The 14,036-nt window shown below is 41.6% G+C and carries 13 protein-coding genes; 9 read left to right on the forward strand and 4 right to left on the reverse strand.

What is annotated here, in order from left to right; all coding sequences use genetic code 11:
- The first annotated feature begins 132 nt into the window (after nt 1–132).
- The 7 genes from H5114_RS02850 to H5114_RS02880 all read left to right on the forward strand — a co-directional run bounded on the left by H5114_RS02850 (nt 133) and on the right by H5114_RS02880 (nt 6,692).
- Nucleotides 133–1,329, forward strand: coding sequence for an AI-2E family transporter (locus H5114_RS02850; protein WP_182722141.1), 1,197 nt, complete (start codon nt 133–135; stop codon nt 1,327–1,329).
- Between the two features lie 40 nt (nt 1,330–1,369).
- Nucleotides 1,370–2,278 carry a class I SAM-dependent methyltransferase gene (locus tag H5114_RS02855; protein ID WP_124016439.1) on the forward strand — a complete coding sequence of 303 codons (909 nt, stop codon included), beginning with the start codon at nt 1,370–1,372 and terminating at the stop codon, nt 2,276–2,278.
- Between the two features lie 382 nt (nt 2,279–2,660).
- A complete protein-coding gene (locus H5114_RS02860; RefSeq protein ID WP_124016440.1) occupies nt 2,661–2,819 on the forward strand; it encodes a periplasmic nitrate reductase, NapE protein in 159 nt (52 codons plus the stop codon).
- Between the two features lie 33 nt (nt 2,820–2,852).
- Nucleotides 2,853–3,110, forward strand: coding sequence for a chaperone NapD (locus tag H5114_RS02865; RefSeq protein WP_182697012.1), 258 nt, complete (start codon nt 2,853–2,855; stop codon nt 3,108–3,110).
- Between the two features lie 2 nt (nt 3,111–3,112).
- The gene (gene napA / locus H5114_RS02870; RefSeq protein WP_124016532.1) at nt 3,113–5,602 is read left to right on the forward strand and encodes a nitrate reductase catalytic subunit NapA; all 2,490 of its coding nucleotides are present in this window, start codon (nt 3,113–3,115) and stop codon (nt 5,600–5,602) included.
- An 11-nt stretch (nt 5,603–5,613) separates the two neighbouring features.
- Complete coding sequence (locus H5114_RS02875) at nt 5,614–6,084, forward strand: nitrate reductase cytochrome c-type subunit (protein WP_124016442.1); 471 nt, start codon at nt 5,614–5,616, stop codon at nt 6,082–6,084.
- Nucleotides 6,085–6,092: 8 nt separating this feature from the next.
- Nucleotides 6,093–6,692: a cytochrome c3 family protein gene (locus H5114_RS02880; protein ID WP_124016443.1), complete on the forward strand. Its 600-nt coding sequence runs from the start codon at nt 6,093–6,095 to the stop codon at nt 6,690–6,692.
- Nucleotides 6,693–6,772: 80 nt separating this feature from the next.
- Here H5114_RS02880 and H5114_RS02885 read toward each other — a convergent pair whose 3' ends face one another.
- Both H5114_RS02885 and H5114_RS02890 read right to left on the reverse strand, forming a co-directional pair.
- On the reverse strand, nt 6,773–7,783 hold the full coding sequence (locus tag H5114_RS02885; RefSeq protein ID WP_182722142.1) for a D-alanine--D-alanine ligase: 1,011 nt from the start codon (nt 7,781–7,783) through the stop codon (nt 6,773–6,775).
- A gap of 543 nt (nt 7,784–8,326) precedes the next feature.
- The gene (locus H5114_RS02890) at nt 8,327–10,432 is read right to left on the reverse strand and encodes a TonB-dependent siderophore receptor (RefSeq protein WP_182722143.1); all 2,106 of its coding nucleotides are present in this window, start codon (nt 10,430–10,432) and stop codon (nt 8,327–8,329) included.
- A gap of 260 nt (nt 10,433–10,692) precedes the next feature.
- Here H5114_RS02890 and H5114_RS02895 point away from each other — a divergent pair, with 260 nt between their 5' ends.
- Both H5114_RS02895 and H5114_RS02900 read left to right on the forward strand, forming a co-directional pair.
- Nucleotides 10,693–11,865, forward strand: coding sequence for a PepSY domain-containing protein (locus H5114_RS02895; protein WP_182697009.1), 1,173 nt, complete (start codon nt 10,693–10,695; stop codon nt 11,863–11,865).
- Nucleotides 11,865–12,341, forward strand: coding sequence for a hypothetical protein (locus tag H5114_RS02900; protein ID WP_124016447.1), 477 nt, complete (start codon nt 11,865–11,867; stop codon nt 12,339–12,341). The genes H5114_RS02895 and H5114_RS02900 overlap by 1 nt, the downstream gene beginning before the upstream one ends.
- A gap of 92 nt (nt 12,342–12,433) precedes the next feature.
- Here the strand turns inward: H5114_RS02900 and H5114_RS02905 are convergent, their stop codons facing one another.
- Both H5114_RS02905 and H5114_RS02910 read right to left on the reverse strand, forming a co-directional pair.
- Nucleotides 12,434–12,760 (reverse strand): YkgJ family cysteine cluster protein, encoded by a 327-nt coding sequence (locus H5114_RS02905; RefSeq protein WP_049763595.1) that lies wholly within the window; start codon nt 12,758–12,760, stop codon nt 12,434–12,436.
- 510 nt (nt 12,761–13,270) lie between these two features.
- Nucleotides 13,271–14,002, reverse strand: coding sequence for a hypothetical protein (locus H5114_RS02910; RefSeq protein WP_182722144.1), 732 nt, complete (start codon nt 14,000–14,002; stop codon nt 13,271–13,273).
- Between the last annotated feature and the right edge of the window lie 34 nt (nt 14,003–14,036).

A 14,036-nucleotide genomic window follows, 5' to 3' on the forward strand; every position in this document is an offset into this window, starting at 1 on the left:
GTGATGTACCAATATTGCCATCAACTGATATACGAATCGACAACAAATTTTAACTTAGTTTGCAATATGTTACTGAGTTCAGCTTAGCATATAGAATCATTTTAATAAGCAATAATAAGGATTTTTCGGCCTATGAAAGGAATACAACAATCTCCAATGGCTGTGCGCAGTTTTGTGGTAATGGCTTGTGTGGTGATTATTTTAGCGGGGATAAAAACGGCCAGTCCGATAGTCGTACCTTTTGTATTATCCGCATTTTTAGCGGTTATTTGCAATCCTGCGATAGTGTTGATGACGCGTTATCATATTCCTAAATGGCTATCTATCATCTTATTAATGGGCTTTATAGTGTTAATGGGGTTATGGCTGGCCAGTTTAGTGGGCAGTTCAGTGACTGAGTTTTCAAAGGAAATGCCCAAGTATCGTGAGCAATTGATTGAACAATTCGCCTGGATCCTTGAAAAACTCAAAGACTTTAATATTCAGATTTCAAAGCAAAAGGTGCTCGACTACTTTGATCCTGGTATGGCGTTATCCATGACCACCAATATGCTCTCTGGTGTCGGTAATGTTATGGCCAATTTATTCCTGATTATTTTGACCATAGTGTTTATGTTATTTGAAGCGCAATCAATGCCTAGAAAGTTTCATTTAGCCCTCGATGCTCCAGATAAGCGTTTACAGCAAATCGACAAGTTTTTGCAGTCGGTTAATCAATATATGGTGATTAAAACCCTTGTCAGTTTAGCCACAGCAGTGGTTGTTGGTATCGGTTTGACAATCATTGGCGTTGACTATGCTTTGTTATGGGCGGTGATTGCTTTTCTGTTTAACTATATTCCAAATATTGGTTCTATTATTGCGGCCATTCCTGCTGTGCTACTGGCTTTTATTCAAATGGGTCCCGGCGCCGCAGGTATTACCGGCTTATTATATGTGGGGACCAATATGGTAATGGGCAATGTGATTGAACCCCGTTTTATGGGCCGTGGTTTAGGCTTGTCTACTTTGGTGGTTTTTTTATCATTGATTTTTTGGGGCTGGTTGCTTGGCTCTGTCGGCATGTTGTTGTCGGTTCCCTTAACCATGATTGTTAAAATTGGTCTTGAATCGAGCCAGTCTGGCAGTTGGCTAGCGACTTTATTGTCAGATAATGTCGATGAATTGCCCAGTGAATCAAGCCATAATGTTGAAACTGAAACTGAAACAGCAACCGTATCGAGTGATGCTAACAACCATCAAGCCGATAGTGATGTCACTGATGACGTTGCAAATGACCATGACGTGGAGAATGCTGCCAAAGCCAAAGCATCAACGAAAGATGCATAACCCTATTGATTGTATTTAGTTTATTGAGTTAAGAGAGTGTATGAAAGGTTTTTTACAAGCAGTTCCAAATTTGACATTCGGTGATGATGTTTGCCGTTTATTTCACGGTCGTGGTGGGTTATTCGCGGGCGATGAACACCTGTGTTTAGATTGGTACAAGCCGGTATTATTGCTTACCAGTTTTAAGATGCTCGAAAGTGAGCAACTCGATGAATTAGTTGCAGCCATAGTGGCACTTTGGCAGCAACAACGACCAACTGAAACACTTAATTTAGTCTACCAATACCGTCATGGTGGCCAAACATTGAGTGAGTTATTGCATGGTGAAGTACCAGAGCAGCATATAGTGACTGAAAACGGTGCGCGTTTCTTAGTGCATTTATTACGCGGTCAAAACCACGGCTTATTTTTAGATATGGCCAATGGTCGAGCCTGGGTGAAACAGCATGCAAAACATAAAAAGGTGCTTAATTTATTTGCCTATACCTGCGGCTTTTCTGTGGTTGCTTTGCAAGGCGGTGCAGATGAAGTTGTCAACATGGACATGAGTAAAGGTGCATTAAGCATAGGTAAGCAAAACCATGTGTTAAATGACTTACCTGCAGGGGCGCGTTATTTAGGCCACGATATTTTTAAGTCTTGGGGTAAGTTAACTAAGCTTGGACCGTATGATTTGATTGTGGCCGATCCTCCAAGTAATCAACGCGGCAGTTTTGTTGCCACTAAAGATTATGAGCGCCTACTCAAACGCCTGCCAGACTTACTGGCGCCTCAAGGCGAAGTGTTATTGTGCTTAAATGCGCCAGAACTAGGGTGTGATTTTTTGATGCAACAAGTGGCAAATACGGCGCCACAGCTTACCTATATTGAAAGAATTGCTAATCCGCATATTTTTGCCGATATCGATGAACAGAAATCATTAAAAGTATTGCGTTATCGCTTAAGCTAATCTCTTCGTGTGTTACAAAAAACCGACAGCCATTTGGCCGTCGGTTTTTTTTGTCTATAAACTCGGCTCAGTCTACCCTCCTTCAGCGTGGGTGAGGTCATTATTTGCACTATTTCATATATGAGTAATAGGATGCAATAGTCAAAATGACTGCCTCAACCATGATCTAGCCCGCATTTATTGACTACTTTTTTATGCTTAATCACTCAGTTCACGCGTTTTAGCTATTTAAAATGTTGATTTAGATCATGTTAATCCGTGTTTACCAATTTGTGAGTATATAGTTCGCTGCTGCATTAACGCTAACATTCCCCATGGACCGAATAAACAAGCAATAAAGCAATGATGATTTATTGCTTATATCCCCACTCTTGGAGGACCCATGAGTAATCAAATCAAAAGTAAAAAAGGTTTAGAGTTAAAGATTTTTATCTTTTTAACTGTATTTCTAGCCCCAATTTTATCTGTATTACTGGTTAGCGCACTAGGTTTTACTATCTGGTTTAGCCAAATTTTAACTGGGCCTCCAGGCGCAGGCTAATCCTAAAAATAATCAACAATGCGAGAGCGATGTATGAGTAATGAACTTCACGTAACCAGCCTAATTGTCCAAGTACACCCCGATAAAATGGCTGACGTAAGACAAAAAATTATGGCCATCAAGAATGCTGAATTGTCAGCTAATAATGACGTTAAGTTAGTGGTTGTCGTAGAAGGTCCTAGCCAACGATCGTTGATGGATGATATCTCAACCATTAATGCCATTCCCGGTGTGTTGACGGCCACCATGGTGTATCACCAAAGTGAAGAGCTTGAAGAAGGTGAAGTATGAACATGAATAGACGCGATTTTATGAAAGCCAATGCCGCTATCGCAGCGGCAAGTGTTGCAGGATTAGCGCTACCGACCAGTGCAAGCAACCTGATCACTAGCTCAGAACAAACCAAATTAGAATGGAACAAAGCACCTTGTCGTTTTTGCGGTACCGGTTGTTCTGTGATGGTTGCCACCCGTGAGGGTAAAGTTGTTGCCACACATGGCGATGCCAACAGTGAAGTTAACCGCGGCTTAAACTGCATTAAAGGTTATTTCCTTTCTAAAATTATGTATGGTCGTGATCGTCTGCAAACGCCTATGTTGCGTATGACTGATGGTAAATATGACAAGCATGGTGAATTCACTCCTATTACGTGGGAAAAAGCCTTCGACACTATGGCGGAGCGTTGGAAAGCCACCATAAAAGCCAAAGGCCCAACTGCGGTGGGAATGTTTGGTTCTGGTCAGTGGACCGTATGGGAAGGGTATGCCGCGGTTAAGTTAATGAAAGCTGGCTTTGGTTCAAATAACATCGACCCTAATGCGCGTCATTGTATGGCATCTGCGGTAGGTGGCTTTATGCGTACCTTCGGTATTGATGAGCCAATGGGCTGTTATGACGACATGGAAGCGGCTGACGCGTTTGTGCTTTGGGGTTCAAACATGGCAGAAATGCACCCCATTTTGTGGACTCGTATAACCGACCGTCGTTTAAGTGCACCACACGTTAAAGTTGCCGTGTTGTCGACCTTTGAACATCGTTCATTTGACTTGGCTGATTTGCCAATTGTATTCACGCCACAAACCGATTTGGCGATGCTTAACTTTATTGCCAATTACATTATCCAAAATGGCAAAGTGAATAAAGATTTTATCAAAAAGCATGTTAATTTCCGCAAGGGTACAACGGATATTGGCTATGGTTTACGGCCAACGCATCCACTGGAAATGAAAGCCAAAAACGTCGCCACAGCGGGCGACTCTACACCGATTGATTTTGACGAATTTGCTAAATTTGTGGCTGATTATGATGTTGAATCTGTCAGTAAGTTGTCTGGTGTACCAGAACATAAGCTTATTGAATTAGCTGAGCTGTATGCTGATCCCGATCGTAAAGTAACGTCATTCTGGACCATGGGCTTTAACCAACATACTCGTGGTGTGTGGTGTAATAATCTAATTTATAACATTCACTTGTTGGTCGGTAAAATTTCAACTCCAGGTAACAGTCCATTCTCATTAACGGGTCAACCGTCTGCTTGTGGTACAGCACGTGAAGTGGGCACATTCTCACATCGTTTACCTGCTGACATGGTGGTGACTAACCCTGAGCACAGAAAGCGCGCCGAAGAGATTTGGCACATTCCCAGTGGTATTATTCCCCCTAAACCTGGCTACCATGCAGTAGAGCAAAACCGTCGCTTAAAAGATGGCGATTTAAATTGCTACTGGGTTCAAGTGAACAACAATATCCAAGCTGGTGCCAATATTAACGAAGAGGGTTTACCGGGCTACCGTAATCCAGAAAACTTTATCGTAGTGTCAGACGCTTACCCAACCGTGACGACTCAAGCCGCCGATTTGATTTTACCAACAGCAATGTGGGTCGAAAAAGAAGGTGCCTATGGTAATGCTGAACGTCGGACTCAATTTTGGCATCAAATGGTCAAGGCGCCCGGCGAGTCACAGTCTGATTTATGGCAGTTAATGGAATTCTCTAAGCGTTTCACTACTGACGAAGTGTGGCCTGCAGAAGTGTTAGCTGCTAATCCTTCATTTAAAGGTAAAACCTTATATGAAGTGCTTTATCTCAATGGCAATGTCGATAAATTTCCATTGGCAGATGCTGATCCAAAATACTTAAATGATGAAGCTAAGCATTTTGGTTTTTACGTTCAAAAAGGTTTATTTGAAGAATATGCCACCTTTGGTCGCGGTCATGGTCATGATTTAGCTGACTTTGATGTGTACCACAAAGAACACGGCTTACGTTGGCCTGTGGTGAATGGCAAAGAAACCAAATGGCGTTTCCGTGAAGGATCAGATCCCTATGTTAAAGCCGGTACCGACTATGAGTTTTATGGTAAGCCAGATGGTCGCGCGGTTATCTTCGCCTTGCCTTACGAGCCTGCGGCAGAGTCGCCAGATGAAGAGTTTGATATTTGGTTATCAACAGGGCGTGTGCTTGAGCATTGGCACTCTGGTTCTATGACCCAACGTGTACCTGAACTTTATAAAGCTTTTCCTGATGCAGTGTGTTTTATGCACCCTGAAGATGCTAAAAAGCGCGGTTTACGCCGTGGTGATGAGATTAGAGTTGTGTCTCGCCGTGGTGAAATTAAAACCCGTGTTGAAACCCGTGGACGTAATAAGCCGCCTGTAGGCTTAGTGTTTGTGCCTTGGTTTGATGCCAGTCAGCTCATTAATAAAGTGACGTTAGATGCGACAGATCCTTTGTCAAAACAAACTGACTATAAAAAATGTGCAGTAAAGATTGTTAAGGCTTAAGGAGACAGACCATGAAAACAGGTAAATTATTATCGATTATCGCGTTATTAGGTTTCTCTGTCAGTGTAATGGCTACCAGCATACCTGAAGACAAAATCGATACATTACGTTTAGCGCCAATTAATATCGAACCGACACCGCCTGCAATGCAAGCGGTGATCAATACCGATGTTAAGCAGGTTCGTAATTATCCTATGCAGCCACCGGTGATCCCGCACAAGATTGATGGTTATCAAATCGATCTTAAAGTGAACAAGTGTATCCAGTGTCATGCGCGTACCAGTACCGGTCATTCACAGGCGCCAATGGTGAGCGTGACTCACTATATGGACCGTGACAATAATTTCTTGGCTGATTTATCACCCCGTCGTTATTTCTGTACTCAGTGTCATGCACCGCAGTTAGATGCCAAGTTGTTGGTTGAAAATGACTTTGTTGATATAGACCACTTAATGAAGGCGAAAGCCGCAGTTAAGCACTAGGAGTGACTATGTTTGCAAAATTATTTGAGCAACTAAAACTCGTGTGGAAAGTGCTGCGTCGTCCGAGTGTCCATTACAGTCTTGGCTTCTTAACTATTGGTGGATTTATCGCAGGAGTGATCTTCTGGGGCGGATTTAACACCGCTTTAGAGCTGACTAACCGCGAGCAATTCTGTATCGGTTGCCATGAAATGGAAAACAACGTTTATCAGGAGCTGCAAACCACCATTCACTTCACTAACCGAAGTGGTGTGCGTGCAACCTGTCCGGATTGCCATGTGCCACATAACTGGACCGACAAAATTGCCCGTAAAATGCAAGCGTCTAAAGAAGTGTGGGGTAAAGTATTCGGTACAATTAGCACGCGAGAAAAGTTTGAAGGCAAGCGTCGAGAGCTGGCGGAACATGAATGGCAACGCCTTAAAGCTAACGATTCATTAGAGTGCCGTAACTGCCATAATTTTGATTATATGGATTTCACTCGTCAGTCTAAGCGTGCATCACAAATGCATTCAACGTCTCTGGCTAGCGGCGAAAAAACCTGTATCGATTGTCATAAAGGGATTGCACACCAATTACCTGATATGGCGGGTGTAGAAGGGTTCTAAACGGGTTAATATTGTAAGCGTATAGAAAAGGCCAGCAAATTTGCTGGCCTTTTGTTTTATGCATTTCGAACTAAAGTTGTTTACGTTAAATCAAGCTGTTGCCCAATCACATCAATTAAATATTCAGTGAAATCATGACCATGATTTTGCAACATCTTCGGGAACATTGAAATAGGCGTTAACCCTGGGAAGGTATTGATTTCATTCAAAAGGATTTGATTATCATCAGTTAAAAAGAAATCGATACGCGACAAGTGACGTAATTTCATCCCTTTAAAGGCTTTTATTGCGTAATCACGGATCAGTTGACTGATCTCAGGGCTGAGGTTATCTGCAACCACGTCGGTTCGGGCCTTACTATTTTTAGCGTACTTTTCATCAAATGAATAAAAGGTATTGCTGTCACAAATAATCTCGCCCGGTAAGGTCGCGACTACTTCACCTTGATACTGGTAAACGGCGACTTCTAATTCACGCGCATGGATAGTTTGCTCAACCACAACGTAAGGGGCATAACTAAATGCGTCTTTAAGTACGTTAGCGATATTGGCTTTCACATCAACCTTATAACAACCCACAGACGATCCTTGTGAAGCAGCTTTAACGAAAACGGATCCCCAATGATCAAATGCTGTTTCAGTTTGCTTGATTGCATCATCATCTAGTTGATGTAAAAAGATGTAAGGGGTGTTTGGCACACCTAAAGCTGAAAACCACATTTTAGCGGTGATTTTGTTAAAACAATTACTTGAGGCTTCAGACTCACAGCCAAAGTAGGGCAGTTGGATTAAGTTAAAGTACGATTGAATATCGCCGGTTTCACCCGGGAAACCATGAATACACGGGATCACATAATCAACCGGCCATGCTGGCGTATTGTTATCTTCAAAACGAATCTCACGCCGATTAGTCAGGTCGCATAATTTTCCGTCTTCAGTGTGATAATGACCGTGTTTATCGAGTACTAGCTTAAGTACCGAAAATTTATCTGACTTTGCCAGTGATGACTCAAAAAAACGTGCAGACATTAATGAAATATCGTGTTCTGCACCGCCACCGCCGCACAATAGCAGCAGATTAATCTTTGGCATGTTTGCTCCTGAAAGACCAAAAAAGAATGGGCTAGATTGGATTGGATTCGCCCTAAATAAGTAATGCTTATGATAAAGACCCTTAGCCATACAGCGCAAGTAAGAGTTAATACTATTTTAGCTAATTAGGTTTATTTTCGAAGCTAAGTAGCTTAAATAAGCTCAACGAAATAATAAACAGCGGCATATCTATTCGCCTGTCAAAGTGAGGGTATTTATAAGCTTTGGCTATACTTGTTTCGATTATCACTCTTTTATAAGCGCCAAAACCAGCGGCAGATTGAATCGTCAATAAGGCGATATAGTTTAGACGACGAGCTCAACGCTATCTTTGTGTTGGGCCTGCAAATAATTTTATGTATCAGCTGTAAAAGTAAAAACCTCTTTTTATGTTTATAAAAAGAGGTTTTTTATCAATCAATATATTGCCTGTTAGCGTGGTTACCGCACCAATTATATTGATGTGGTAACCAACGCATTAAACGCAAATACTTAAATTGATGGCATAAATTCAGTCGTTACGCGTTAGCGTATTCATGCCACTTAGAAGCGATAAGTTAAGTTCACCGAACCATTCAAAGGTGCGCCGTAATAGCCTATTGTCGTCAAGCTAGTAATGTACTTTTCATCGGTGAGATTATTAATGTTCGCTCTTAGGTTTAGATCGTCAGAAATGTTCCAACTTGCAAAAGCATTAACCACTAAATAGGCATCTTGCTCTACTTTAGGATCAACGTTTTTGGTTTCTGATTGCCATCTGCCGCCTAATCCAACGCTTACTTCTGGCAATTGTGGCATGGTATAATCCATCGAAAAGTTAACAACGTTTCGGGCTGCCCACTCATTTGCTTCAGCGCCGTTGTCATCTTCTATATCAAGCAGCGTATAAGCGAATACTGCATTGAGGTTGTCTGTGATGCGTCCCGTTACTTCAACTTCAAATCCTTTCGATTCGACGTTTACACCTTTATAAAAATAGTTTCCGTTTGCATTAAGGCCGGCGTAGCTAGCGAGGTTATTTTGCTCAGCACTAAATAGTGCAAAGGTAGCCATTAAATCATTATCAAGCCACAGGGTTTTTAGCCCAAGTTCGTAATTGACGCCTTTAGTTGGGTCTAAAAAATACCCATCGTAATCATATTGCTCTTGCGGTTGGTAAATATCTGAATAACTGAAATAGGTGTTTATATTCTCTGTGATGCTGTAAACCACACCTGCATAAGGGCTTAATTCACTCTCATCGTTGTCAATATCAACACCGCTATTAATACCTTCGCGGGTATATTTAATCGCATTAAAACCAGCAACGACAAATAGGCTGTCATTGATATTGAACTTAGTCGAACCATAAGCGCGTAGTAAGCTAACATCTATGTCAGAGTACTCGATTTTATCGGCCCATTCTGGCTCAGGAATAGCATCGAGATCGTAAGGGAAGGCCGGCGTGGGCCCATATGCCGGCGTGGCAGTATAATCAAATGGGTGTTGGTACATGTATTTTTTACTTTTTGAACCGCTTAAGCCTAAGGTCAGTTCGTGATCTTGACCAAATAAGCCGTAATGACCAATTGTGGTGATATCTAATATATCGGCTGAAAATTCAGTGTCATAGCGACCTGGCGACCCCATTAACCCTAAACCCGTTTCTTTATCAATGGTACCAGAAGCATAAAATAGCTTACTTTCATCTTCTAATCCTTGATGATTATAGGCAACTTTAAGATCCCAATCGTTAGGCAGTATGTAAGTATACTCAACAAACGCGGTTGTATTAATGGTGTCCCACATGGTCCAGTCTTGACTTGTAGTCGCACTAGTATCCCACTCAGCTTGGGTACCGTCAGTATAGTTAAATACTAATCCACCCCAGGTATTACCGTCTGTGTTGGCATCTTGGTAAGAAAACCCTAACGTTAAGGTTGAGTTATCTGTTAACTGACCATCAACGACAGCGTAAAGATAACCACGGTCATTTTCTAGGCCATCTAGGTATGACCCTTTGTCTTCTACTACCGCAACAACTCTACCAGCCCAACTACCGCTTTCTGTTAATAGGGCAGAGTAATCAGCCTGTACGCGCTTAAAGTCATCTGAACCGTATGAGATGCCTACTTCACCTTCATTTTCATTCGTCGGGCGTTTACGCACATAATTAATGGTACCAGCAGAATTACCTATCCCGGTTAGTAGGCCGTTAGCGCCACGAATAACTTCAATTTTTTCATAACCATAAGCTTCCATTGCACCAGTGACTATCCCCCAGTCATTTGGCAATCCAACGCCATCAATTTGGGTACTTTTAATTTCAAAACCACGAGAAGTATATTGTGTGCGGTTGGTTTCCCATTCTTCAACATTAATACCAGTTGCAAGACGAAGTACGTCGTTAAGGTTATTAGCGCCAAAATTAGTTATTTGATCGTTGGTGACCACACTGATTGATTGAGGCGTCTCATTAATCTCCATGGTTAAGCCTGTTGCGCCTTGGCTAACGCGTTTATAACGTACACCTAAGATTTGGATTTTTTCAATATTTTGATCATTGTTGTCAGCATTTTGTTGTTGTTCGGCTGCTAGGGCGAAGGGCTGTACTACAAAGCCCATCGCCAAAACTAATGATGAAAGTGCAAATATGTGTTTCGGTTTCATGTTTTGCTTTACCTGTATCTTTTTCAAACGATGAATAATATTAACGGCCAACCATAGCGCTTATTAGATGTTAATGTTATTGCTAACGATTATCATTAGCAAATATAATTAAGGTCAGATTGATAAAAATGCGAGGATTAACCCAAAATTTACAATTGATAATAATTATCACTCAATATTTGTTGAGATTGGTTATCAATCGTATTAGCATGTGCGGGATATTCATGTATATAACGACAGCGAACAAATTTGGAAAACAGATGGCAAAACGTAGTAATCGATTTTGGTTTAAGCTTCATGGCTGGTTTTCATTACCCGTATGGATAATATTTTGTTTTGTGTGCCTTACCGGGACCATTTCAGTGATAAGTCATGAGTTAACTTGGCTGACCAATCCTGACGCTCGCGCAACTAATCCGCAAAATTTGACTGAAAAGCCGATGTCAGAACTCGTTGACATTGTGCAACAAGCGCACCCAACAGCAAACATCACCACAGTGATGAGCTTTGAGTCTTATCTGGTTAATGCTGTGATCTTTAGTGATAGCGATGTGCCTTTTGCTATCGCTTACGTCAATCAATACACAGGCCAAATACAAGCAATCAACCTTGGTATGACCTTCACTAATTTTATGCGTTCCTTACATGGCTGGTTGCTGTTTCCTTGGCACAGTAATTACAGTGTTGGCTATTACATTGTCTGTTTCATGGCCATTGTGATGTTAGGAGCGCTGGTATCTGGACTGGTGATTTATAAAAAGTTCTGGCGCGCTTTTACTCAGCCTAAATTACGAATAAACCAAGGTAAAAAAACGCTGCTTGCAGATCTCCATCGATTGGCTGGCGTGTGGTCAATGTGGTTTTTAATGTTAATGAGCATTACGGGGTTATGGTATTTAGCACAGGCGATTATGTGGCACAATCATATCGAGATTGAAGAACATCCTCCTTTAGTGGAGGTCAGTCAGCTTATAACGACAACCGATGGTGCGCCAATTAGGCCATATACTTTGGCTAATGCACTTCATCTCGCAGAGCAAACCTTCGCGGATTTTAAAAGTACTTACATTATGCTTCCTGAGCACAATCGAGATACTTACAAAGTGTATGGTCAAGGAGATCATATTTTCTATGATCAATACGCTTATGGTGTGACGGTTAATCCTTGGAGCGGCAATATTGAAAGTGAAAGATCGCCAGCGGCAATGACGACGTTACAAACGCTATCACATATCGCTAATCCCCTGCATTACGGCACAATCGGCGGTTTGTGGACCAAGGTGATTTGGTTTATTTTTGGTGTATTTCTAACGGGTATGTCTATCACAGGATTTTTAATGTGGGGAAGTCGAACCGTAAAAGCTGCCAGAACCGAACTCGACGATTCGTTGACAATGCATAACTCATCGCTAGTCGAGCAGGAAGGTAACTAATGGCCCGCATTAAAAACACCATATGGAATCGTTACAAGTATAAAATAAATGGCTTAATGCTAGTGCTAGTTGGTTATTTTCTATATCAGTCTTTATTCCCGCAATTCCCTGATGCATGGGAAACCCAAGCGGTCGGAGATTTTGAAATAACACCTATGCCGTATAATCTTGATCCGCCATATCTTCACGATGGTACCTACACTAAAGATTTTTTATTATTGTTTAGTAAGGGGCAGGTAAACCAGATCCGTCAAGCATATTTAAATATTGGCACAGAGCCCTTACCATTAGAAACACTGCAAATGGGCGATGCAGGTATCTTGCATGGAAGTCAGCATGGACAAGAAGTTCATGCTATTGCGCCAGAAATATTAACAGCAGAACACAAGGCGTGGTTAACCATTGAAAATTGGCAGGGGCAACAGCAAGTTATTAGCTGGAAGTTACCAGATGTATTTTATCAGTCATCAAACTAAAGCATTGTAGCTTTTGGGACGGCTTAATTTCATTGAGCAGTTTGTTGATGTTAACTGTAATGGCATTACAGTTAACATCAATGTCTTAGGGCTTATATCCCGAAAGCTTCGCGTTCAGAGACACATTCGTATTCGGCCATTTCAAATTCACGACAAATCAGTGGCCGAACTTCGTAAATTGAACACATCATAGTGTCTCGGTCTAGCGCGGCACACCAACCATCATCAAGACGGCGCATCACTTCTCCGCCCCAATTATCTTTGGCTATATACACTTTAGGTACACCGGTTTCGGTGATTAACATTACTTCTAAGCGGCAACAACAGGCCTGGCAATTTGAACAGGTCACAGCTGCTGGTTGCTCTACAGCGCTTATCGATGCGGGAGTCGATGATTTATCGGACGACTCAGGGAACATGGTAATGATATTGGTGGGCATTTAAGGGCTGCAGTTGAACATTTGGACTAAGGATACCGTAATTTTGCGGCGTTGACGTTATCTTAGCGCAAATAATCATGAGATTAGAATACTCGCCAAACTCACTCAAAAGCGCTTGGTGGTTGAGGATGATAAGACAACCACTTTAGCGGTTGATACATGCTCGCAATAATAATGCCGCTACCACATAGGCAAGTGTCATCGCTGCTGAGTTTATTGTCGCATGTGCCGTATTTTCATTAACCCAGCGCGACGTCTAGAAAGGTGTTGTCAATATTGAGCGAGAAGCCTTCAATCAGTCTAGTTTGCCACGGCGTTATGTTTAGTGACCCGCATTACGGGAGTAACGCTTCACTTCCCTGTGATAGCGAGACAAATAGTCTAGTTAATGTTCAGTTTACTTAATACTGGGGCGCGAAGAGCGAAGATAACTGTCACGGCTTTGATCACATAAACCCATATGTACTATGGCTCATGCCAATGCCAATGTTAATGCTGATGTGCTGACGATAATGAATTACCTTCACTGTCATAAAATCCTGATGCGCTGTGCTCAATAAAACCTAAGTTGATCATTTTTCTAAAAAATGGGTCATATTCACTATCGCCAATATCAGCAAAGTCGGTCGATTGGTACGCAGATAATGTATCTAACTGTTGTTGAATAATGTTGTTGTCGTAAGTTATGTCGCTTAATTGCCAATTTATGGCTTTATCTGCAGATTCACTTTTATCTGACAATACAGTACTAATGCGTTGTACTAATTTTTTTGCTGGAAACCACCATATATCAACGGTTTTTGTATTTGTTTGTTGTTGATAATGCTCAAGTTTGTTGCAACCTTGTCCAGTAGTTTCAATGAGTGTTGACTGGTTTTTAAATAACGGATTCAGTAATTGTGCATGATATTGCCATGCTTGATTAGATTTCGTTTTGGTCGCTTCGTATTCAATTGCACGTTTATCATCCATAAAATATGAGGTTTTTTTCATGTGATTATTTGGCAGTGTGGTCCATTGTGTTGCTACTTGTTGATTGCTGATGTGAAATACCGAGTTTTGGGCTCTTAATAATACCAGTTGGTTTTGTTTGTTTGATGCTGCATCGTGAGTTGTTTGTTCAATATTATAAGTCGCCATAAGGGTAGTTGATTGGCAGTCTTCACTTGCTGAAGCAAATAACGGCAAAGTGATAGCGGTTATTAATAATAGAGTTTTCATGTGTTTCATCTTTTTGGCTGATTAAGTATCAAGG

Origin of the sequence: Shewanella sp. SR43-8, assembly GCF_014163775.1 — a bacterium.
In the GTDB taxonomy this organism is placed as follows: Bacteria; Pseudomonadota; Gammaproteobacteria; order Enterobacterales; family Shewanellaceae; genus Shewanella; species Shewanella vesiculosa.

Bases quoted from the DNA above. Each gene is read 5' to 3' on its own strand.
- H5114_RS02910 (WP_182722144.1), bottom strand. From the start codon at position 14,002: ATGAAAACTCTATTATTAATAACCGCTATCACTTTGCCGTTATTTGCT.
- H5114_RS02850 (WP_182722141.1), top strand. From the start codon at position 133: ATGAAAGGAATACAACAATCTCCAATGGCTGTGCGCAGTTTTGTGGTA.
- H5114_RS02875 (WP_124016442.1), top strand. From the start codon at position 5,614: ATGAAAACAGGTAAATTATTATCGATTATCGCGTTATTAGGTTTCTCT.
- H5114_RS02895 (WP_182697009.1), top strand. From the start codon at position 10,693: ATGGCAAAACGTAGTAATCGATTTTGGTTTAAGCTTCATGGCTGGTTT.
- H5114_RS02860 (WP_124016440.1), top strand. From the start codon at position 2,661: ATGAGTAATCAAATCAAAAGTAAAAAAGGTTTAGAGTTAAAGATTTTT.
- H5114_RS02900 (WP_124016447.1), top strand. From the start codon at position 11,865: ATGGCCCGCATTAAAAACACCATATGGAATCGTTACAAGTATAAAATA.
- H5114_RS02890 (WP_182722143.1), bottom strand. From the start codon at position 10,432: ATGAAACCGAAACACATATTTGCACTTTCATCATTAGTTTTGGCGATG.
- H5114_RS02865 (WP_182697012.1), top strand. From the start codon at position 2,853: ATGAGTAATGAACTTCACGTAACCAGCCTAATTGTCCAAGTACACCCC.
- H5114_RS02880 (WP_124016443.1), top strand. From the start codon at position 6,093: ATGTTTGCAAAATTATTTGAGCAACTAAAACTCGTGTGGAAAGTGCTG.
- H5114_RS02855 (WP_124016439.1), top strand. From the start codon at position 1,370: ATGAAAGGTTTTTTACAAGCAGTTCCAAATTTGACATTCGGTGATGAT.
- napA (WP_124016532.1), top strand. From the start codon at position 3,113: ATGAATAGACGCGATTTTATGAAAGCCAATGCCGCTATCGCAGCGGCA.
- H5114_RS02885 (WP_182722142.1), bottom strand. From the start codon at position 7,783: ATGCCAAAGATTAATCTGCTGCTATTGTGCGGCGGTGGCGGTGCAGAA.
- H5114_RS02905 (WP_049763595.1), bottom strand. From the start codon at position 12,760: ATGTTCCCTGAGTCGTCCGATAAATCATCGACTCCCGCATCGATAAGC.